The organism is Thioclava arctica (assembly GCF_040892615.1).
Classification (GTDB): domain Bacteria; phylum Pseudomonadota; class Alphaproteobacteria; order Rhodobacterales; family Rhodobacteraceae; genus Thioclava; species Thioclava arctica.
The window spans coordinates 315635-334255 of record NZ_JBFRYC010000003.1 but is presented as its reverse complement, the minus strand read 5'-3'; the positions used below and the strand labels follow the sequence as shown (position 1 = coordinate 334255).

19 protein-coding genes are annotated in these 18621 nt (G+C 60.4%); 8 read left to right on the top strand and 11 right to left on the bottom strand.

The features are described from left to right. Position 1: 1 nt before the first annotated feature. Entirely contained in the window at positions 2-601 is a 600-nt protein-coding gene (gene pncA / locus AB4874_RS07230; RefSeq protein WP_368391475.1) for a bifunctional nicotinamidase/pyrazinamidase, read from the bottom strand. Between the two features lie 97 nt (positions 602-698). On the opposite strand from pncA, the gene trhO reads away from it, so the two are divergent. Then, a complete protein-coding gene (trhO, locus tag AB4874_RS07225) occupies positions 699-1604 on the top strand; it encodes an oxygen-dependent tRNA uridine(34) hydroxylase TrhO (RefSeq protein WP_368391474.1) in 906 nt (301 codons plus the stop codon). On the opposite strand, the gene AB4874_RS07220 is transcribed toward trhO, so the two are convergent. After that, positions 1601-1762 carry a hypothetical protein gene (locus tag AB4874_RS07220; RefSeq protein ID WP_368391473.1) on the bottom strand — a complete coding sequence of 54 codons (162 nt, stop codon included), beginning with the start codon at positions 1760-1762 and terminating at the stop codon, positions 1601-1603. The two genes, trhO and AB4874_RS07220, sit on opposite strands and share 4 nt — an antisense overlap. 153 nt (positions 1763-1915) lie before the next feature. Between AB4874_RS07220 and mbfA the strand changes: the two genes are divergently transcribed. The 5 genes from mbfA (at position 1916) to AB4874_RS07195 (ending at position 5903) form a co-directional block, all read left to right on the top strand. After that, complete coding sequence (mbfA, locus tag AB4874_RS07215) at positions 1916-2893, top strand: iron exporter MbfA (protein WP_368391472.1); 978 nt, start codon at positions 1916-1918, stop codon at positions 2891-2893. A gap of 187 nt (positions 2894-3080) precedes the next feature. Next, on the top strand, positions 3081-3998 hold the full coding sequence (locus AB4874_RS07210) for an AEC family transporter (protein WP_368391471.1): 918 nt from the start codon (positions 3081-3083) through the stop codon (positions 3996-3998). Between the two features lie 9 nt (positions 3999-4007). After that, complete coding sequence (gene fghA / locus AB4874_RS07205; RefSeq protein WP_368391470.1) at positions 4008-4838, top strand: S-formylglutathione hydrolase; 831 nt, start codon at positions 4008-4010, stop codon at positions 4836-4838. Further along, positions 4835-5293, top strand: coding sequence for a YaiI/YqxD family protein (locus AB4874_RS07200; RefSeq protein WP_438273451.1), 459 nt, complete (start codon positions 4835-4837; stop codon positions 5291-5293). Before fghA ends, AB4874_RS07200 begins: the two co-directional genes overlap by 4 nt. Continuing rightward, positions 5286-5903, top strand: a complete 618-nt coding sequence (locus AB4874_RS07195; RefSeq protein WP_368391468.1) for an HAD family hydrolase — start codon at positions 5286-5288, stop codon at positions 5901-5903. Before AB4874_RS07200 ends, AB4874_RS07195 begins: the two co-directional genes overlap by 8 nt. A 42-nt stretch (positions 5904-5945) precedes the next feature. Here AB4874_RS07195 and dxs read toward each other — a convergent pair whose 3' ends face one another. The 8 genes from dxs to AB4874_RS07155 all read right to left on the bottom strand — a co-directional run bounded on the left by dxs (position 5946) and on the right by AB4874_RS07155 (position 13824). After that, entirely contained in the window at positions 5946-7871 is a 1926-nt protein-coding gene (dxs, locus tag AB4874_RS07190) for a 1-deoxy-D-xylulose-5-phosphate synthase (RefSeq protein ID WP_368391467.1), read from the bottom strand. 19 nt (positions 7872-7890) lie between these two features. Then, positions 7891-8757 (bottom strand): polyprenyl synthetase family protein, encoded by an 867-nt coding sequence (locus AB4874_RS07185; RefSeq protein ID WP_295534346.1) that lies wholly within the window; start codon positions 8755-8757, stop codon positions 7891-7893. Beyond that, positions 8758-9006: an exodeoxyribonuclease VII small subunit gene (locus AB4874_RS07180; RefSeq protein WP_295534343.1), complete on the bottom strand. Its 249-nt coding sequence runs from the start codon at positions 9004-9006 to the stop codon at positions 8758-8760. It lies immediately after the preceding gene. Positions 9007-9355: 349 nt separating this feature from the next. Continuing rightward, positions 9356-9988, bottom strand: a complete 633-nt coding sequence (locus tag AB4874_RS07175) for a queuosine precursor transporter (protein ID WP_295534341.1) — start codon at positions 9986-9988, stop codon at positions 9356-9358. 85 nt (positions 9989-10073) lie between these two features. Next, on the bottom strand, positions 10074-10994 hold the full coding sequence (locus tag AB4874_RS07170; RefSeq protein WP_368391466.1) for an esterase-like activity of phytase family protein: 921 nt from the start codon (positions 10992-10994) through the stop codon (positions 10074-10076). After that, complete coding sequence (gene mepA / locus AB4874_RS07165; protein ID WP_368391465.1) at positions 10967-11863, bottom strand: penicillin-insensitive murein endopeptidase; 897 nt, start codon at positions 11861-11863, stop codon at positions 10967-10969. The genes AB4874_RS07170 and mepA overlap by 28 nt, the downstream gene beginning before the upstream one ends. Before the next feature lie 3 nt (positions 11864-11866). Beyond that, positions 11867-13210, bottom strand: a complete 1344-nt coding sequence (locus tag AB4874_RS07160) for an MFS transporter (RefSeq protein ID WP_368391464.1) — start codon at positions 13208-13210, stop codon at positions 11867-11869. Positions 13211-13293: 83 nt separating this feature from the next. Further along, a complete protein-coding gene (locus AB4874_RS07155; protein WP_368391639.1) occupies positions 13294-13824 on the bottom strand; it encodes an acyl-CoA thioesterase in 531 nt (176 codons plus the stop codon). Positions 13825-13952: 128 nt separating this feature from the next. Here AB4874_RS07155 and AB4874_RS07150 point away from each other — a divergent pair, with 128 nt between their 5' ends. Together AB4874_RS07150 and recQ are read left to right on the top strand one after the other, a co-directional pair. Then, entirely contained in the window at positions 13953-14252 is a 300-nt protein-coding gene (locus tag AB4874_RS07150; protein ID WP_295537248.1) for a YggT family protein, read from the top strand. Next, the gene (recQ, locus tag AB4874_RS07145) at positions 14252-16315 is read left to right on the top strand and encodes a DNA helicase RecQ (RefSeq protein WP_368391463.1); all 2064 of its coding nucleotides are present in this window, start codon (positions 14252-14254) and stop codon (positions 16313-16315) included. Before AB4874_RS07150 ends, recQ begins: the two co-directional genes overlap by 1 nt. 7 nt (positions 16316-16322) lie before the next feature. Here the strand turns inward: recQ and AB4874_RS07140 are convergent, their stop codons facing one another. Beyond that, complete coding sequence (locus AB4874_RS07140) at positions 16323-18530, bottom strand: response regulator (protein WP_368391462.1); 2208 nt, start codon at positions 18528-18530, stop codon at positions 16323-16325. Positions 18531-18621: the final 91 nt, after the last annotated feature.

Here is an 18621-nt window from a genome sequence, read left to right as displayed (position 1 = left end):
TTCAGTGCTCCAGTGTCACGCCAGCCGCGCGCATTGCATCGCGCGCCGCAGCCAGCGATCCGTCTAAATCAATCGCGCGACATGCGCCTTCCAGCACCGTTACCTTGAACCCCAGTTTCGCCGCGTCCAGCGCCGACCACGCGACGCAGAAATCGGTCGCGAGCCCGACGAAGGTTAGCTCCTCCACGCCCCGGTCGCGCAGATACCCGGCCAGCCCCGTAGTGATTTTGTGATCGTTTTCAAAGAACGCCGAATAACTGTCGACCGCCGCGCGAAACCCTTTGCGGATCACCATCTGCGCGCGATCAACGGCCAGATCCGCGTGAAACTCTGCGCCCTTGCTGCCTTGCACGCAATGATCGGGCCAGAGCGTCTGCACCCCATACTCCATATGGATCTGGGTGAACGCCGCTGCCCCCTCATGGCTTGAGGCAAAAGACGAATGTCCCGCCGGGTGCCAGTCCTGCGTCAGCACGACCACCTCGAACTCCGACATCAGCGCGTTGATCCGCGCGATGATCTCATCACCGCCTTCAACCGCCAGTTTGCCGCCGGGGCAAAAGTCATTTTGCACATCGATCACGATCAAGGCTTTGGTCATGGTTTTCCTCATGGCTTTCACAATGGGTAGGGCGGCGGGCCTGCGCGGTCAATCCGGCCCTTGCCAGAATACCCCCTGCGGCGCTAAGCCCCCTCTCATGATTACTGTTGCAGCGCTTTACCATTTCACCAAGTTCCCCGATCCTGCCGCGCTTCAGGCGCCGCTGGCCGATCTGGCACGCGCGCAGGGCGTCAAAGGCTCGCTTTTGCTGGCACGCGAGGGTATCAACGGCACCATCGCGGGCTCGCGTGCGGGCATTGATGCGATGCTATCCCATATCCGCGCCCTGCCCGGTTGCGCCGATCTTGAGTGGAAAGAAAGCGGCGCTGAGAAGATGCCCTTTGGCAAAATGAAGGTGCGGCTCAAGCGCGAAATTGTCACGATGGGGATTGCCGATGTCGATCCGCGCGCCCGCGTTGGCCACTATGTCGAGCCCGCCGCCTGGAACGATCTGATCGCCTCGCCCGACACGGTGGTGATCGACACGCGCAACGATTACGAGGTCGAGATTGGCACATTTGAGGGCGCGATTGACCCTCAAACCAAGTCATTCCGCGAATTTCCCGACTGGTGGCGTGAAAACGCACCGCGCTTTCACAACAAGCGTGTCGCGATGTTCTGCACCGGGGGTATTCGCTGCGAAAAGGCGACGAATTTCCTGATTTCCGAGGGTGTTACAGATGTTTACCACCTCAAAGGCGGCATCCTGAAATATCTTGAGGAAATGCCCGCAGAGGGGTCCCTCTGGAACGGCGATTGCTTTGTTTTTGACAATCGGGTGAGCCTGCGCCACGGGTTGGAGGTTGGCGATTACGAAAGCTGCCACGCCTGTCGCCGCCCCGTTTCCGCCCAAGACAAGCAGCATCCCGATTTTGAACAAGGCGTGTCATGCCCCCGCTGCATTGGCGAATTTTCTGACGCCGATCGCGCGCGCTTTCGGGAACGCGAGCACCAGATACGCCTCGCAGCCAAGCGCGGAGAGGCGCATCTGGGGCGCGATTAATCCTGCGCGCATGCCTGCGTCAGGGGGTTGCACGCCTGCGTCACATCGCCGCCCGTCGTGGGGAATTCGAGTCGTGGCAACGAAAAATCTCCGATCCCCGCCGAGGCGGCGCCTGTCGTCATCATCGTCAAAGCCAAAGCGATTATTATACGTTTCATTTCATCTCTCCAAATCTGAACTGCTTCGTTCAGATTCCAATATGAACCGAGTCGTTCACTTTTCAAGATGCTCTGAACTGATTGGTTCAAAATACTGCATTGCAATCGCCGCAACCCTTGCTAGTTTAGAAGCGTTCTAAAAAAGGATTCCACATGTTCGCTGGGTTTACCTCTCGTCGCCGTTTCGCCGATTTGTCTGAACAAGAAGTGCTCGCGCTTGCGATCTCTTCTGAAGAGGATGATGCGCAGATTTACCGCCAATATGGCGAAAAACTGCGCAAGGAATATCCCGCTTCGGCACAAATCTTTGACGGGATGGCGCTGGAAGAGGATGAACATCGTCGCCGCCTGATCGAGGCCCATAAGGCGCGCTTTGGCGATGTCATCCCGCTTATTCGGCGCGAACATGTGGCAGGATTCTATGCCCGCAAACCGATCTGGCTGGCCAAGAACCTGTCGCTCGAAACGATCCGCGGCGAGGCCGAGGCGATGGAGCGCGATGCCGGGAAGTTCTACACCCTCGCCGCCCAGCGCAGTTCAGACGCTGATACCCGCAAGCTGCTGGGCGATCTGGCCGCTGCAGAATTGGGCCATGAGAAAACGGCCGCCGAACTCAGCGCGACCCATCTCACCGAAGACGCCAAGGACGAGGAAGACCGCAAGGCTCATCGCCAGTTCATTCTGACATGGGTGCAGCCGGGTTTGGCCGGGCTGATGGACGGCTCGGTGTCCACACTGGCCCCGATTTTTGCCACCGCTTTTGCCACGCATGACCCGCACACCACGTTGCTCGTGGGTCTGGCCGCATCGGTTGGTGCGGGGATCTCGATGGGCTTCACCGAGGCCGCCCATGATGACGGCGTAATCTCGGGGCGCGGCTCGCCCATGAAGCGTGGTATCGCTTCGGGCGTGATGACAACGCTTGGCGGCTTGGGTCACGCGCTGCCCTATCTGATCCCCGATTTCTGGACTGCAACCACGATCGCCATGATCGTCGTGTTCCTCGAGCTTTGGGCGATCACCTGGATTCAGAACCGCTTTATGGAAACCCCGTTTCTGCGCGCAGCCTTTCAGGTTGTGCTGGGCGGCGCGCTGGTCTTTGCAGCCGGTGTGTTGATCGGCGCGGGCTGACCCCATGAGCGGCACGCATCTTGATGCGTTGGACGCTCCGCGGGGAGTATTTATGGCCAGATGAAAGGAGGGAGCGCGCCTTGTCTTTCATCTGGCCATAAATACTCCCGCCGGAGGCATCCGCCCTTACCAACACCGCGCAAATCCCTGACTGGCGCTTGGCCAGTCCTCATGCTAGCGCTTGTTCATGCTGGAGATTTTCCTCAAGACACTGCCGTTTTTCGCCCTGATTGGGCTGGGCTGGTTTGCCGGTAGAATCCGGTTTTTCACCGCCGAAGCGACCGCGTGGCTGACGAAATTCGTCTTTTATTTCGCGCTTTCTGCGATGCTGTTCAAATTTTCGGCCAATCTGAAACTGGCCGAGCTGTTTGATCCGCAATTCGTGCTGGCCTATCTCAGCGGCTCGGGTGCGGTCTGGATTCTCACATTCCTTGTGGCCAAGGCGCGCAAGCTGCCCACGACCTTGGCCGCAATGGAAAGCCACACCGCGATGACCGGCAATACCGGCTTTCTCGGCGTGCCGATGCTGGTGGTGTTGCTTGGCCCGCAAGCGGTTGGCCCGGTACTGATGGTCTTGTCCTGTGATTTGATTGTGTTTTCCTCAATCATCACGATCATCATCACGGCCGCGCGCCACGGGAAGGTTTCGGTTGCGCCCATCGCACTGGGCCTGCTGAAAAACCCGATGATTGTGTCGATGGGGGCCGGGCTGATCTGGGCGGGGCTGAAATGGCCGATTCCGGCGCCGATTGAGGAGTTCATGACGCTTCTTGGCGCCGCCGCGACACCGGGCGCGCTTTTCGCCATCGGGGCTTCGCTTGCGTTCAAATCCGCCGAGAAACCCGCGCCCGCGATCTGGCTGTCCTTTGGCAAGCTTTTCCTGCATCCCGTTGCGATTGCCATCACCTCGCTGATGATCTTTGATGTTGATCCCTACGCGGCGGCGGTGATGATTGCAGCGGCGGCCCTTCCCGTGGCGGGCAATGTCTATATTCTGGCGCAGCATTACGGGGTCGCGCCGCAGCGCGTGTCTGCGGCGATCCTCGTTTCCACCGCCGTTTCGATTTTGACGGTTCCGGCGGTCATTCACTGGGTACAAATGTAGGAGAGCGCAATGCGTACGATCTCGGAAAATCGCTGTTTTGGGGGCGTTCAAGGCGTCTATTCGCATGATTCAAAAGTCACGAATTGCGAGATGACCTTTGGCCTGTTCCTGCCCGCAGAGGCCGAATTCGGCCCCGTTCCGGTGCTGTGGTATCTCTCCGGGCTGACCTGCACCCACGACAACGCGATGACCAAAGCCGGCGCGCAGGCCTTTGCCGCCGAGCACGGTATTGCGCTGGTGTTCCCCGACACAAGCCCGCGTGGCGAAGGTGTGGCCGATCACGAGGATTACGATCTGGGTCAAGGCGCGGGGTTTTACGTCAACGCCACGCAAGACCCTTGGGCGGCGCATTTCCAGATGTGGGATTACATCGCCGAAGAATTGCCCCGTGTCGTGACCGCGGCTTTCGCCATTGATGGCGAGCGTCAATCAATCACCGGTCATTCGATGGGCGGGCATGGCGCGCTGACGTTGGCGATGGGTTTGCCGGGGCGGTTCCGCTCGGTTTCGGCCTTTGCGCCGATTGCCAATCCGCTGATGTCAGATTGGGGGCGCAAGCAGTTGGGCGCCTATCTGGGTAGCGATGAAACGGCTTGGGCGCAGCATGATGCCTCGCATCTGATGCGCGATATCGGGTTTGATGGTGAAGTGTTGATTGATCAGGGCACGTCGGATCAGTTCCTCGAATTGTTGCGCCCCGAGGCTTTGGCGGGCGCGTTGGCAACACGCCGTCAACCCGGCACGTTCCGCATGCAACAGGGCTATGATCACAGCTATTTCTTTGTGCAAAGCTTCATGCCCGATCACATCGATTTCCATGCCGAGGCGCTTTGGCAGTGATCTGGATTGATGCCGATGCCTGCCCGGTCAAAACCGAGGCTGAGACCGTTGCGACCCGACTGAAGGTGAAGCTGATCTTGGTCAGCAATGGCGGGTTGCGGCCCTCACCCAACCCGTTGGTTGAGATGGTCTATGTCGATCAAGGCCCTGATATTGCTGACATGTATATCGCCGAACGCGCGACGGTCGGCGATGTCGTGGTGACCAATGACATTCCTCTGGCGGCGAAATGCGTTGAAGCGGGCGCGCGCGTTTTGCGCCCCGATGGCGAGGCGCTGACACCGGCCAATATCGGCAATGTGCTGGCGACACGCGATTTGATGACAGATTTGCGCAGCGCCGATCCGTTTCGCCAAGGCGGGGGCAAGCCGTTTTCCAAGGCAGACAGATCTCGCTTTGCGGATGCGCTTGATCGCATCACGCGGGCCGCGATGAGAGAGGCAAACAATGGTTGAAGCCGTGATTTTCGACATCGGCAATGTGCTGATCGAATGGCAACCCGAGCGCTATTACGACGCGATTATGCCCGTCTCCGAGCGCGAGGAGATGTTTGCACAGGTCGATCTGCACGCGATGAATGACGATATCGACCGCGGCGCGCCGTTTCGCGAGACGATCTATGCGATGGCCGATCAACACCCGAAATGGCGTGACAAGATCCGGCTGTGGCACGATGACTGGATCAAGATGGCGACGCCCGAGATTCCGCATTCGCTGCGCTTGATGAAGGCGCTTCAGGCCAAGGGGATGCCGGTATTTTCGCTCACGAATTTTGGCATTGGCAGCTATGATTTTGCCGCGACCCATTACCCGTTCCTGCGCGCGTTCGATCGCGATTTCATCTCGGGGCATATGGGCGTGACCAAGCCCGATCCGAAAATCTATGAGATGGTCGAGGCGGCGAGCGGGTTGAGCGGGCATCAGTTTTTGTTCACCGATGATCGCAACGACAATATCGCGACGGCGCACACGTTTGGCTGGAAAACGCATCTGTTCGAGGGGCCCGAAGGCTGGGCGCAACGGTTGGTTGATGAGGGATTGCTAAGTGCGACCGAGGCCGCATAAGCCACGCTTATTTGTGCCCGCCTGAATTAAGCGCCGCTTATCTCAAGCGCGCTTGGCCACGGCCACCCCGAGCAGTTCCAGCACCTTGGCCTCGATCTGAGACGCCTCCATCCCCGCCGAGCGATACATATCCTCGGGCGAGGCATGGTCGATGAACGTGTCGGGCAGCACCATCGAGCGGAATTTGAAGCCGCGATCAAACACGCCCTGATCGGCTAGGTACTGCGCGACATGGCTGCCAAAGCCGCCAATCGCGCCCTCTTCGATGCAGATCAGCGCCTCGTGATTGGCGACGAGCTGGTCGATCAGATCGGTGTCGAGCGGCTTGGCGAAACGCGCATCCGCAACAGTCGGCGCAAGACCGCGCGCCTGCAATGCTTCGCGCGCCTTAAGCACTTCGGCCAGACGGGTGCCGTAGCTGAGAATCGCGACGCGGCCCCCTTCGGCGATCATCCGGCCTTTGCCGATTTCCAGCGGCACGCCAGTTTCGGGCATCTCCACGCCCATCCCCTCGCCGCGCGGATAGCGGAACGCGATGGGGCCCGCGTCATAGGCGGCGGCGGTGGCGACCATATGCACCAGATCAGCCTCATCGGCGGCGGCCATCACCACCATGCCCGGCAGGCTGGCCATGAAGCCCACATCGAAGCTGCCCGCATGGGTCGCGCCATCGGCGCCCACAAGCCCGGCGCGGTCGATGGCAAAGCGCACGGGAAGGCGTTGAATCGCCACGTCATGCACGATCTGATCGTAGCCGCGTTGCAGGAAGGTCGAGTAGATCGCGCAGAACGGCTTCATCCCCGAGGCCGCAAGCCCGGCCGAGAAGGTCACCGCGTGCTGTTCGGCAATACCCACATCAAAGCAGCGGCGCGGATAGAGTTGGGCAAACATATTCAGCCCGGTGCCATCAGGCATCGCCGCCGTGATCGCCACGATCTTTTCGTCCTTCGCGGCTTCCTTGATCAGGCTTTCGGCGAAGACCTTGGTATAGCTGGGCGCATTCGAGATCGCCTTGACCTGCGTGCCGGTCGCGACGTCGAATTTGGCGGTCGCATGGCCGCCATCGGGGCGGCTTTCGGCATGGGTATAGCCTTTGCCCTTTTTCGTCAGCGCATGGATCAGAACCGGCCCCTTGGCGCGGGTCTTGAGCATGCGCAGCACCGGCAAAAGCTGATCAAGATCATGACCATCGACCGGCCCGACATAGGTAAAACCAAGCTCTTCGAACAGGGTGCCGCCCATCGCCATGCCCTTGAGCATTTCCTTGGCTCGGCGCGCGCCTTCGTGGAACGCCTCGGGAAGGAAAGCCCGCGCAGCGCCCTTGGCGACTTCCTTGAGGTCTTGCACCGGTCCCTCGGCGTAAAGCCGGGTCAGATAAGACGACAGGGCGCCAACCGGCGGGGCAATCGACATTTCATTATCGTTGAGCACGACAAACATCCGCTTGCCCAAGTGGCCTGCGTGGTTCATCGCCTCAAACGCCATGCCGCCCGACATCGCGCCATCACCGATCACCGCAATCGCGTCGCCGGTCTCCGCGCCCAACTCGCGCCCCATCGTGAAGCCGACAGCCGCCGAGATCGAGGTCGAGCTATGCCCCGCGCCGAACGCGTCATAGGGGCTTTCCGAGCGTTTCGTGAAGCCAGACAGCCCGTCTTTCATGCGCAGGGTCCGGATGCGGTCGCGCCGCCCGGTCAGGATTTTATGCGGGTAGCATTGATGGCCGACATCCCAGATGATCTTGTCGCGCGGCGCGTCAAACACGGCATGCAGCGCCACGGTCAACTCGACCACGCCCAGCCCTGCCCCAAGATGCCCGCCGGTTTGTGACACGGCGGAAATGGTTTCGCTGCGCAATTCTTCGGCCAGCTTTTTCAGCTCAAGATCCGACAGCCCTTTCATGTCCGCAGGTAGACGCACCCGATCAAGGATCGGGGTTGCAGTCAGGGGGGAGGCGCTATCGCTCATTTGGGTGCTTTCGGATGGCTCAAGTTCTACGGGAGATAACGAAACGCGCGGCCTCTCGCAAGTTTTCCGCCTTGTCGCCATAGGCAGAGAGCACATCTGTCGCGGTTTCGATCAACTCAGCGGCACGGGTCTGCGCGCCGCTCAGGCCCAGCAAAGACACAAAGGTCGCCTTGCCCGCCAGCGCATCCTTGCCAACACGCTTGCCGGTTGCGGCCTCATCGCCGGTCACATCAAGAATGTCATCCGCGATCTGAAAGGCGAGACCCACCGCATCAGAATAGATCCGCAGCGCGGTTTGATCGGCCCCGGCCAAAATCGCCCCAGCGCGCGCCGAAAAGGAAATCAGCGCGCCGGTCTTACCCGCTTGCAAGGCGATAATCTGCTCAAGGGTCAGCGGTGTGCTTGCGGTTTCAGCGGCAATATCCAGCGCTTGGCCATGACACATCCCAGCCGCCCCAGTCGATTTGGCCAAAGCCTCGACCAGCGCAATCCGGCGTTCAGGCGCGCCCAAAATCGGATCACAGCACAGCTCAAACGCCAGCGTTTGCAGCGCATCGCCCGTGAGAACGGCGGTGGCCTCATCCCATTTGACGTGAACAGTGGGCTGGCCGCGGCGCAGATCATCGTCATCCATGCAGGGCATATCATCATGCACGAGACTGAAAGCATGCAGCGCCTCGACGGCGGCGGCAGCGGGCATGGCTTGGGCTTGTGGGAGATCGAATAAGGCCGCACTTTCGAGCACGAGAAACGCCCGCAAGCGTTTGCCACCTTGCAGCGCGTAATGCATCGGCGCGCGCAGAGGGCCTTCGGGCTGGCGCGCCACGGCCTCATCAAGCGCCGTTTGCACCGCAGCTTGGACCTCTGACAGACGCGCGTTGAACATTTACAGCCCGTCGACCGGGGTCGTGCCCTGCGGCGCACCATCGGCGCCAAGGGTGATTTTTTCGACCCGTTCCTCAGCCTCTTTGAGCAGCTTGGCACAGCGCGCTTTCAGCTCGGCACCGCGTTCATACAGCGCAATCGAGCGATCCAGCGCCACATCGCCATGTTCCAACTGGCTGACAACGTCTTCGAGGGCCTTCATCGCCTGCTCGAAGCTGAGGGTTTTTACGTCGGGCTGTTCATCGCTCATTCGCTCGCTCCTTGCTTGGTCTTCGGGATGCCACCAAATGGCCTCAACGTCCAGCCCTGCAAGGCAGGACGCGCGGTCTGTCGCCTGATATCAGGACGCGATCACAATACGGAAAGGGCCGTCTCGATGTGAGACGGCCCTCCGAGATCTACGGAGATGGTCCGGTTAGGGTCCGAAGGATCCAGCCGTCCCAGTCAGGGTTCTTTTGCCCCAGGGTTTGCCCTCAGGCCACGGCCCCCCTCACTGTCCCGACACCTCTCTCCACTATCACTCTAGACACTGGACCACCTCCTTTCATGCGTTGCCGTTATCCACAGCCTGCCACATATTTTGTGTGTGACAAGTTTTTTTACGCAATCCGTGGAGAAAGTTTTGTGACAAGTGCCTTGAAAGGCAGCAGTGCGATTAAAGTCAGGGCAAGTTTTACAAGCCAATCGGCGCAAGCGAGCGACACCCAAAGCGGCACTTCCGGGCCAAGCCCCAGAAGCGGCAGATGCGCCCCCGCCCAAGACACGTCATTGGACGGCTCGATGAAGGTCAGCGTGGCCGAAAACGCGATCGAGAAGAAGATCATCGTATCGAGCGAGGCCCCGATCAGCGTGGACACCGCCGGCGCGCGCCACCACACCCCGTTGCGCAGCTTGTCAAAGATGAACACGTCGGTCAGTTGCGCCACAAGGAACGCCGCGCCCGAGCCCAGCGCGATGCGCAAGGTCACTGCGGGGTAGGTGTAGCCATCGCCTTGCAGCATGATCTGAGAGCCGATGAGCGAGCAGGCCACGCCGGCGACGAAACCGGCAAACACCACACGGCGCGCGGCGGCGGGCCCGTAGACGCGGTTCATCACGTCATTGACGAGAAAGGCGAAGGGATAAGTGAACGCGCCCCAGGTCAGCCAATCGCCGACGAGGAATTGCACGAGAATATTGGAGGCCACAACGATAATGGCCATGGCAAGAATGCCAGGTAGGAAGCGGGTCATCATTTCATCCGTTTTTACATGGTAGCGGGGACATGGCTTGGTCAATCCAAGCAAGGGCGCGCGATACGCCGATGTTGCGCGTGCGTCAATCCCCTTCGGGGTTCGGCTGCAGGCGGTATTCGACAATTTCGGTGCGCTGGAAGATGCGGAAATTGTCATCCGAGATCATCGTCAGACGGATCGCTCCGGTGCTGTCGCGCCAAGCGGAAATGCCTTCGAGGTTGTCATGCTTGCCCGGTCCGGTCTGGATCAGCACGTCGCCGCCGCTTAGCGTGTCACCGGTGATGTCAAACACCTGCACGCGGGTGAGAAAGCCCAGAAGGCCCCAAAAGTCGCGCTCCAGCACGTAAAGCCGCCCGTCGGGGCCGAAATCTGCGCCCACTGGCAGCCAATCGCCCGCGCGCGGGATGTCGAAAGGTTGGCTCCATTCGCCGTTGCGATAGCGCCAGATCGGGAAAGAGGCATCCAGCGAGCCAGAGCGTTCGGGCATCGTGTAAAGCGTACCATCGGGCGCAATTGCCAGCGATTCAAACGAGGAGTTGCGCTGCATATTCTTGAACGCCTCGGGACGCGGTAGATCGCGCGCCGGGCCGCCATCGGTTGCGAAATGGGCCACGCGGGCGACGCCTTCGAACGACAGATAGACCGATCCGTCAGGCGCAAGCGCCAAGCCTTCGGAATCGGCAAAGCGACGCGTCATCAGCGCGCCCTTGGCGTCATGCAGCTTGGTTGGCCCCGACGTCAGGGCAATCCCGATGATCTCGCCCTGCGCATCGCGCTGAATTTGACCGCGCCACAGCGTCGCGCGATCTGATTGGGTGACGAAATCGCGCCCCTGCGGGCCGATCTCAAACCCCGAGAAGCCACCGAAAAGGGGCTGATCCGGGATCTGCCAGCGATAGGATTGCAGGAATTGCGCGCGCACAGGGTCGGCGGCGGCTGACAGCCCCGCAAACCCCAGCGCCAGCACCCCTGCAATCAGCGTGCGGACAAAACGGCGCGGCATTGGCTGGGCAGATCCGCCATGACATAGGTCTTGGCGTTTTTCTTGCGCGGGCCTTTTTTCTTGGGCGGCGCAGTGGTTTTCGGCGGGTTGAGATAATCGGTCACCCACCAGTTCAGCGTCTCATCACAGCCATCTCCCCCTTTGGAGAGCGTCGCCACCGTGGGCTTTTGCGCCTGACAATAGCGCGCACCGGGCGGGCATTTGAGGCGCACATGAAAATGCGTGTTATGGCCGTAAATCGGGCGGATTTTTTGCAACCAGGCGCGATCATTACGCGGCGCCGCGTTGCACATCGCGATCTTGGCGGCGGCCGTTACGAAGACGCGTTCTACGCGCGGATCAGAAGCAGCATGGCGCAGGAGTGCCATATGTTGCGGCGTCCAGTTGCCATTGGTGCGGCGCTGATCGGCGGAGCGCACCGAGATCGACGAGATTTTCTCGCGCTGCGCCCGGCTCAGATCAAGACGTTGCGGCGGCAGCATCCAGACATCGGCATCCAGCCCGATCTGGTGGCTGGCATGCCCCCCTGTCATCGGCCCGCCGCGCGGCTGCGAAATATCGCCGATATAGAGACCTTTCCAGCCCGGCAGGCTGGCCGCGTAGCGCGACAGATCCTGCAAATAGGCGATCATCTCGGGCTGGCCCCAGTTGCGATTGCGCGACAGCCGCATCGCCTGCCATGTCGGCCCGGTCTGCGGCATCGCCTGCAATCCCGCCGCACAGCCGCGTGAGTAGAACCCGATCGCTTGAGGGGCTTGTTGCGAGGGCACCGATTTCGCGCCGAAGAGTTGGCGGGCCAAGGGCTCGGACAGGGCCGGAGAGAGCGAGGTGACTAAGGAAACACTGGCGATAATCAAAAAACGAAACATGGGTTACCCTTCGGGCTGCGGATCTCCGTTGGTCTTGACGAAACCTAGCAGGATAAGGCCCAAAATCAAAAGCACGATAATCGGGGTGATGCCGGTGGACTGATTGTCACTGATCTGCGTGGTGATCCCAATCGCGAGCGGTGCGATAAAGGCGGTGGCCTTGCCCGACAAGGCGTAGAGGCCGAAATGTTCAGTGATTTTCTCGGGGTCAGCCTGACGCACCATCATTGTGCGGCTCGCCGATTGCAGCGCGCCCCCGCAGGCCCCAATCAGCCCGCCAAGCACATAAAAGGCGATGTCAGGCAGCGAGCTGCCAGGCGGCACGGCGATGCCAAAGACATGGTCGCGCGAGATGAACACGACGCCGATCACCACCGCCGTCAGGATCACCACATTGGCCACGATCACCGATTTCGGACCAAAGCGATCATCGGCCTTGCCGCCAAGCCACGCAAAGATCGCCCCGGTGATGATCGCGAGAATGCCGAAAATGCCGATCATCGTGATCGACCAGCCCAGCACGCCCGCCGCATAGAGCCCGCCGAAAGTGTAAATGCCATTGAGCGCGTCACGGTAAAACATCGAAGAAACGAGGAACGAGGTGAGCGAGCGGCGCTTGGGCAGGGCGCGCAAGGTGGCGCGCAATTCCGGCCATGCGGCGCGCAACGCCGTGGCGACGGGCAAAGCATCGGCTTTGCGCGGTTCGCGCACCCAATAGAAAAACGGGATCATGAAGACGGCATACCAGATCGCGACCAGCGGCCCGACAACACGGGTATCTTCGCGCGTGGCCGGGTCAAGGCCGAACAGCGGTGCGATCCCCAGCATCGTCTTGCCAGTGGTCGGGCTGGCTTGCAGCAAGAACAGCATGATCAACAGCGTGATCAACCCTCCAACATAGCCAAAGGCCCAGCCCGAGCCGGAAATTCTGCCAATCTGCTCACGCGGGCCCAAATCGGGCAGCATCGCATTGGTGAAGGTGGTGGCGAATTCCATGCCAATCATACCGATGGCAAAAGACAGCATGATCAGCATCAGGCTGAAATTGCCCGGCACCGCATACCAAAGCCCCCAAGCGCCCAGCACATACATCAGTGAGAAAACCCAGATGAACGGCATCCGCCGCCCCGAGCGATCCGCGATTGCCCCCAAAAAGGGTGAGAAGATCGCAATCACCAGCCCGGCAAGCCCGACTCCATAGCCCCAGACGGTCTGAGCCCCGGTGCCAGAGCCCAGCAGGTCTTTCATGAAAGGCGCAAAAATAAAGGTGATCAGCAGCGAGTTATAGGGTTGGCTGGCCCAGTCAAAAAACCACCAGCCCCAAATGCGTTTGCGTGCTGTAATCATGTCGTCCCCCGCAGGCGTAAATTGCCTTTAGCGCGATCAAGCCCGAAAAGATGTGCCGGTGCAAGTCACAGTGCTTGGAAGCGCTAAATAGTTGGCGGCCAAGGACGCTTGGTATCGGCTTCGGCCCAAGCAGTGACGAATTCGGGCAATTCGGGGCTGACCGCATCAACGCCCATTTCGGCCATCACCTGTGCGGGCGTGATTATGCCATTGCGCGAGGTCACAGCACCACGGATCAACACATGGGATGAACATTCGCCCTTGGTGAACATCGCGTGTTCCAGCCAGATCCAGCGATCATCCCAGCCGATGCACCGCGAGCGCATCTCAAAGCGCTGAAACGCCTGCACCCGGCGGCGATAGCGCGTGGTATTGCCCGCAACGACAATGCCCCAGCGGTTCTTTTTCAGCGCAGGCCATAGCCCGGTGCGCATCGCCAGCGGAATACGCCCCAGATCATACAAGGTCAGCGTGCGCCCGTTATTGAGCTCCATCCACAGGTCGATATCCCACGGCCAACAGATATGCTGACTGATATGAGTGCCCGTGATCGGCAGCGCAGGCGCATTGCGGAACTTCAGGATCTCTTTGGTCATGCGAATGATCGGATACATGCCCCCAGCGGTGCCGCGACGCAGCATCGTCGTCAAGCGGGACGTTACGGAAAAAGCCGCAGGTGTGACGGTTGCATTGCACGCGCCCCTCGCTTACCTGTCTTTGCGACCCAAAGCGGAGGTGTTCGATGGTCACGCTTTTTCAAGCGCTCGTCCTGATCCTGAATGTGATCTGGTACATCATGATTGCCCATATCATCATGAGTTGGCTGATCAATTTTCAGGTGCTCAACCTGCGCCAGCCCCTGGTTGCCCAGATCTGGTACGGTCTGACCAATCTGCTTGAGCCGATCTATAGCCGGATCCGGCAGTTCCTGCCCAGTACGGGCGGGCTTGATCTGGCACCGCTGGTGGCCTTTATCGTGCTGATCATCCTGCGTCAGGCGCTGTTTAACAATGCGGGCTTCTTTTACGGCAACGCCTATTAATGTCTGAGCCGGGACCGAGCAACGACCCTGCCGCGCTGCTGGCGCGGGTCTGGGGGTTTGATGCGTTTCGCCCCGGTCAGGAAGAGGTCGTGCGTGCTGTGATCGCGGGGCATAACGTGCTGGCGATCATGCCCACGGGCGGCGGCAAATCCCTGTGTTTTCAGCTACCTGCGCTGATGCGTGATGGGGTGACGGTGGTGATTTCCCCGCTGATTGCGCTGATGCGCGATCAGGTGCGCGCGATGAAACAGGCCGGCGTCGAGGCGGGCGCGCTGACCTCTGGCAATACCGAGGAAGAGACCGAGGAAGTCTTTGCCGCGCTCGATGAGGGGCGGCTGAAGCTTTTGTATATGGCCCCCGAGCGGCTGGCCTCGGGCGGGGCGCAGAATATGTTGCGCCGTGCCGGTGTGTCGCTGATCGCCGTCGACGAGGCGCATTGCGTCAGCCAATGGGGCCATGATTTTCGCCCCGACTATCTGCGGATCGGAGAATTGCGCCGGTCCTTGGGCGTGCCGCTGGCCGCGTTTACCGCCACAGCCGATGAAGAAACCCGCGCCGAGATCGTGACGCGCCTGTTCGACGGTCAAGCGCCCGAGACGTTTCTGCGCGGCTTTGATCGGCCCAACATCCATCTGGCGTTTTCGCCCAAAGATCAGCCGCGCAAGCAAATCTTGACCTTTGCCGGGGCGCGCAAGGGCCAATCCGGGATTGTCTATTGCGGCACCCGCGCGAAAACCGAGTCTCTGGCTGCGGCGCTGCGCGAGGCGGGGCATTCTGCCTGTCACTATCACGGCGGGATGGAGGCCGAGGAGCGACGCCATGTCGAGGTACGCTTTCAGCAGGAAGACGGGTTGATTGTGGTCGCCACCGTCGCGTTTGGGATGGGCGTGGACAAGCCCGATATTCGCTGGGTCGCCCATGCCGATCTGCCGAAATCCATCGAAGCCTATTATCAGGAAATCGGCCGGGCGGGGCGCGATGGTGCGTCGGCCGAAACGCTGACCCTCTATGGCCCCGATGACATCAAGCTGCGGCGCACGCAGATCGACGAAGGGCTGGCCCCGCCCGAGCGCAAAGAGGCCGATCACGGGCGACTGAATGCGCTGTTGGGTCTCGCAGAGGCCACCGAATGCCGCCGCGCGAAACTGCTGCGCTATTTCGGCGAAGATGCCGCCGCCTGCGGCAATTGCGATCTGTGTGACAGCCCGCCCGACCTATTTGATGGCACCGAGTCCGTGCGCAAGGCGCTGTCGGCGGCACTTCGCACCGACGAACGGTTCGGCGCCGGCCATCTGATCGAGATTTTGCTAGGCAGCGCGACGGACAAGATCACCCAGCGCGGCCATGACAAGCTGCCCACCTTTGGCATCGGGCGCGATCTGAGCCGCCCGCAATGGCAGGCGGTGTTCCGCCAGATGATGGGCCATGATCTGATGCGGCCCGATGCGGCGCGCCACGGGGCGCTGGTGATGACGCGGCGCGCCCATCCGATCTTGCGCGGCGAAGAAAGCATCACCTTGCGGCGTGATCTTGTGGCACGAGCGAAAGTCACGAATGTCGCCAAAGCGCTGGTCAGTGATGAGGACGCGCCGCTGCTTTCCGCGCTCAAGGCGAAACGGCGTGCTTTGGCCGAGGCGGCGGGCATGCCGGCCTATATTATTTTCAACGACCGCAGCCTGATCGAAATGGCCGAAACGCGGCCCGCGACGCTGGATGAGATGGCGCGGATCAGCGGCGTTGGCGCGAAAAAACTGGAGAGCTATGGCACAGAGTTTCTGGCGGTGATCGCCGGAGCGGTGCAAGAAATGCATCCCACTCGGCGCAAGCTGGCGGGCAGCCCGGCCGGAGAGATTTTCGACCGGCTGGCACAGGTGCAACGCGATCTGGAGCGGGGCACCGATGGGTTGGCGCGCCCGCTTTCGTGTTCGACATCGCTGCTGCGCAAGATCGCCGAAGCCAAACCCCACACGCAGGACGATCTGGCGCGGCTGACACGGCTGCCCGAAGCCAAGCTGGAACGCTTTGGCGATGCCTTTCTTGAGGTGCTGGCCGAGTTTCGCTAAGCGCAGATCACCCCGGGATAGCCGGGCGCGCGACATCGGGGCATTCGGAACTGATACGTTCGGCAATTGCGATTTTTTTCAAGGGCTTGGTCAGGTAATAGTCGATCCCGGCGGCCAAGATCGACTCGCTATCGCCATCCATCGCATGCGCGGTCAGCGCACAGATTGGAACATGCGTGCCGGGCACTTCACGTGCGCGGATTTCGCGTGCGGCTTCGCGCCCGTCCATTTCGGGCATCGAAATATCCATGAAGATCAGATCGGGAGCAAAGTCTTGCCACATCTTGACCGCTTCGCGCCCGTTATTGGCAAAGCGCAGGTCGATATCGAAATCCTTGACCATCTTGCGAAAAACAAGCTGGTTTGTGCGGTTGTCCTCGGCGGCGAGCACGCGCATCTGGCGCAGCTCCGCGAGGGCGCGCGGCCCCGCGGGCGGTGCAGCCGGCACGCGCGCCGGGGGCGGATGTGAGAGATCTTGCAAGGCGCGAAACAGCTCAGAGCGCAGAACCGGCTTTTGCAAATACCCGGCCAGATCGTCGCTTTGCGCGGTCAGCACTGCATCGGGATCGGAGCTAAGCAGCAAGATCGGCACCGATACGCCCGCCTCTTTCAGCTTTTGCACGAAGGCCACACCATCCAGATCGGGCATGTGATGATCACTGAGAACAACGTCGAATGTCGCGCCCTGCTCGATCACATGCAGCGCCTCTTCGCCCGAACGGCACAGCGTTACCTCAAGGCCGTAGGTCTGTAGCTGACGCTCCAGAATGACACGGTTCACCAAGAGATCATCGACAACCAAGGCTGCACTCAGTGTGATTGGCGGCGTGGGTGTGTCGATTGGTGTGGCGGGTTCGCTGCGTGGCAAGGTGAGTTTGAAGCCAAAACACGACCCCTCGCCGAGCGCGCTATCGACCCACACCTCACCCCCCATCAGCGCCACAAGCTGACTTGTGATCGCAAGGCCTAGTCCCGTGCCCTCAAACTTGCGGTTTGAATCGGCCTCGACCTGATTGAATTCGCCAAAGACGTGTTCAAGCAGTTCGGGCGCGATGCCAATGCCGGTGTCTTCGATCGTGATGTGCAATTCATATTGGCTTTCTTCGCGTTCAAAGCCGACAACGCGGGCCAGCACATGCCCGCGTTGGGTGAACTTGACGGCATTGCCCAAAAGATTGGTCATGATCTGGCGCATGCGGCCCGGATCGGCCTCAAATCGGGTGGGCAGGAACAGGTCGTAATCAACCAGCAGCTTGACGTCGCGATCTTTGGCGGAGGGCTGCAACAGCACCATGATTTCATGCAGGCAGCGTTCCAGATCGAAGGGCTCGGGATAAAGTTTCATCCGCTCGGCCTCGATCTTGGAGTAGTCGAGCACGTCATTGATGATCGTCAAAAGCGCCTCACCCGACGAGCGGATCGTATCCGCAAAAAGCCTTTGTTCCTCGGTCAGGTCGGTTTCTGCAAGCAGATCGGCCATCCCCACGACGCCGTTCATCGGGGTGCGGATTTCATGGCTCATATTCGCGAGGAATGCCGATTTGGCGCGATTGGCGGCCTCGGCCTTATCGCGGGCTTCGCGCAACTCATCCTCGCGCGCGATCGAGTCAGTGATGTCTTGCGCGTAGGTCACCAAATCGCCCTGCATGCCCCAACGATTGTTGAGCCGATACCAGCGCCCGTCATGAGACTGCATATCGACCGGGCTGATATCGCGGCTGCGGATGCGCGCGCTCATTTCAAAATACCAGTCTTGCGGGTCGCGCCCAGCCAGATTGAACAGACCGCGTTCGGCCACCAGACGCAGCACATCATCATAAGAGGTGCCTGGTCCGATCGCGACATGGCCCTCGAAGAAAGTCAGATAGGCCCGGTTTGCCGCGACCAGCCGCAAGTCGCCGTCATAGACAGCGAAGGCCTGCGTGATCGTTTCGACCGCGTCCCAAAGCCTGCGTTGCGCGATCATCGCCATCGAGTTGGCGCGTTCGAGGTCTGTCTTCACGCGGGTGTTTTCACCCTTGAGCGATTCTGTTTCGTGCATAGCGCGCACAAGGCCCTGACGTTGTTCGACAATTTGCTCAGTCAACATACGCGCATGCATCGCCAGTTTTTGATTGGCCGCGAAGAGTTCGGTTTTTTTCTGATCCAGTAAACGTTCAGCGGCAAGCCGGGCCCGGCGTTCCTGCGCCAGTTTTTCCGCGATAGACGATTGCATAATGCGACACCTGCCCCCGAAAGCGATCCTTCGGGGGCAGGTTGCCACAGGGCGATGAATTAACGATTAATCACGATACGGCTTGGTCGGC

Excerpts from the sequence above, each read along its gene's own strand:
- pncA (WP_368391475.1), bottom strand. The coding sequence starts at position 601 with ATGACCAAAGCCTTGATCGTGATCGATGTGCAAAATGACTTTTGCCCC.
- recQ (WP_368391463.1), top strand. The coding sequence starts at position 14,252 with ATGTCTGAGCCGGGACCGAGCAACGACCCTGCCGCGCTGCTGGCGCGG.
- AB4874_RS07220 (WP_368391473.1), bottom strand. The coding sequence starts at position 1,762 with ATGAAACGTATAATAATCGCTTTGGCTTTGACGATGATGACGACAGGC.
- AB4874_RS07210 (WP_368391471.1), top strand. The coding sequence starts at position 3,081 with ATGCTGGAGATTTTCCTCAAGACACTGCCGTTTTTCGCCCTGATTGGG.
- AB4874_RS07170 (WP_368391466.1), bottom strand. The coding sequence starts at position 10,994 with ATGCCGCGCCGTTTTGTCCGCACGCTGATTGCAGGGGTGCTGGCGCTG.
- trhO (WP_368391474.1), top strand. The coding sequence starts at position 699 with ATGATTACTGTTGCAGCGCTTTACCATTTCACCAAGTTCCCCGATCCT.
- AB4874_RS07150 (WP_295537248.1), top strand. The coding sequence starts at position 13,953 with ATGGTCACGCTTTTTCAAGCGCTCGTCCTGATCCTGAATGTGATCTGG.
- fghA (WP_368391470.1), top strand. The coding sequence starts at position 4,008 with ATGCGTACGATCTCGGAAAATCGCTGTTTTGGGGGCGTTCAAGGCGTC.
- AB4874_RS07140 (WP_368391462.1), bottom strand. The coding sequence starts at position 18,530 with ATGCAATCGTCTATCGCGGAAAAACTGGCGCAGGAACGCCGGGCCCGG.
- AB4874_RS07195 (WP_368391468.1), top strand. The coding sequence starts at position 5,286 with ATGGTTGAAGCCGTGATTTTCGACATCGGCAATGTGCTGATCGAATGG.
- AB4874_RS07155 (WP_368391639.1), bottom strand. The coding sequence starts at position 13,824 with ATGTATCCGATCATTCGCATGACCAAAGAGATCCTGAAGTTCCGCAAT.
- dxs (WP_368391467.1), bottom strand. The coding sequence starts at position 7,871 with ATGAGCGATAGCGCCTCCCCCCTGACTGCAACCCCGATCCTTGATCGG.
- mepA (WP_368391465.1), bottom strand. The coding sequence starts at position 11,863 with ATGTTTCGTTTTTTGATTATCGCCAGTGTTTCCTTAGTCACCTCGCTC.
- AB4874_RS07160 (WP_368391464.1), bottom strand. The coding sequence starts at position 13,210 with ATGATTACAGCACGCAAACGCATTTGGGGCTGGTGGTTTTTTGACTGG.
- AB4874_RS07175 (WP_295534341.1), bottom strand. The coding sequence starts at position 9,988 with ATGACCCGCTTCCTACCTGGCATTCTTGCCATGGCCATTATCGTTGTG.
- AB4874_RS07185 (WP_295534346.1), bottom strand. The coding sequence starts at position 8,757 with ATGTTCAACGCGCGTCTGTCAGAGGTCCAAGCTGCGGTGCAAACGGCG.
- mbfA (WP_368391472.1), top strand. The coding sequence starts at position 1,916 with ATGTTCGCTGGGTTTACCTCTCGTCGCCGTTTCGCCGATTTGTCTGAA.
- AB4874_RS07180 (WP_295534343.1), bottom strand. The coding sequence starts at position 9,006 with ATGAGCGATGAACAGCCCGACGTAAAAACCCTCAGCTTCGAGCAGGCG.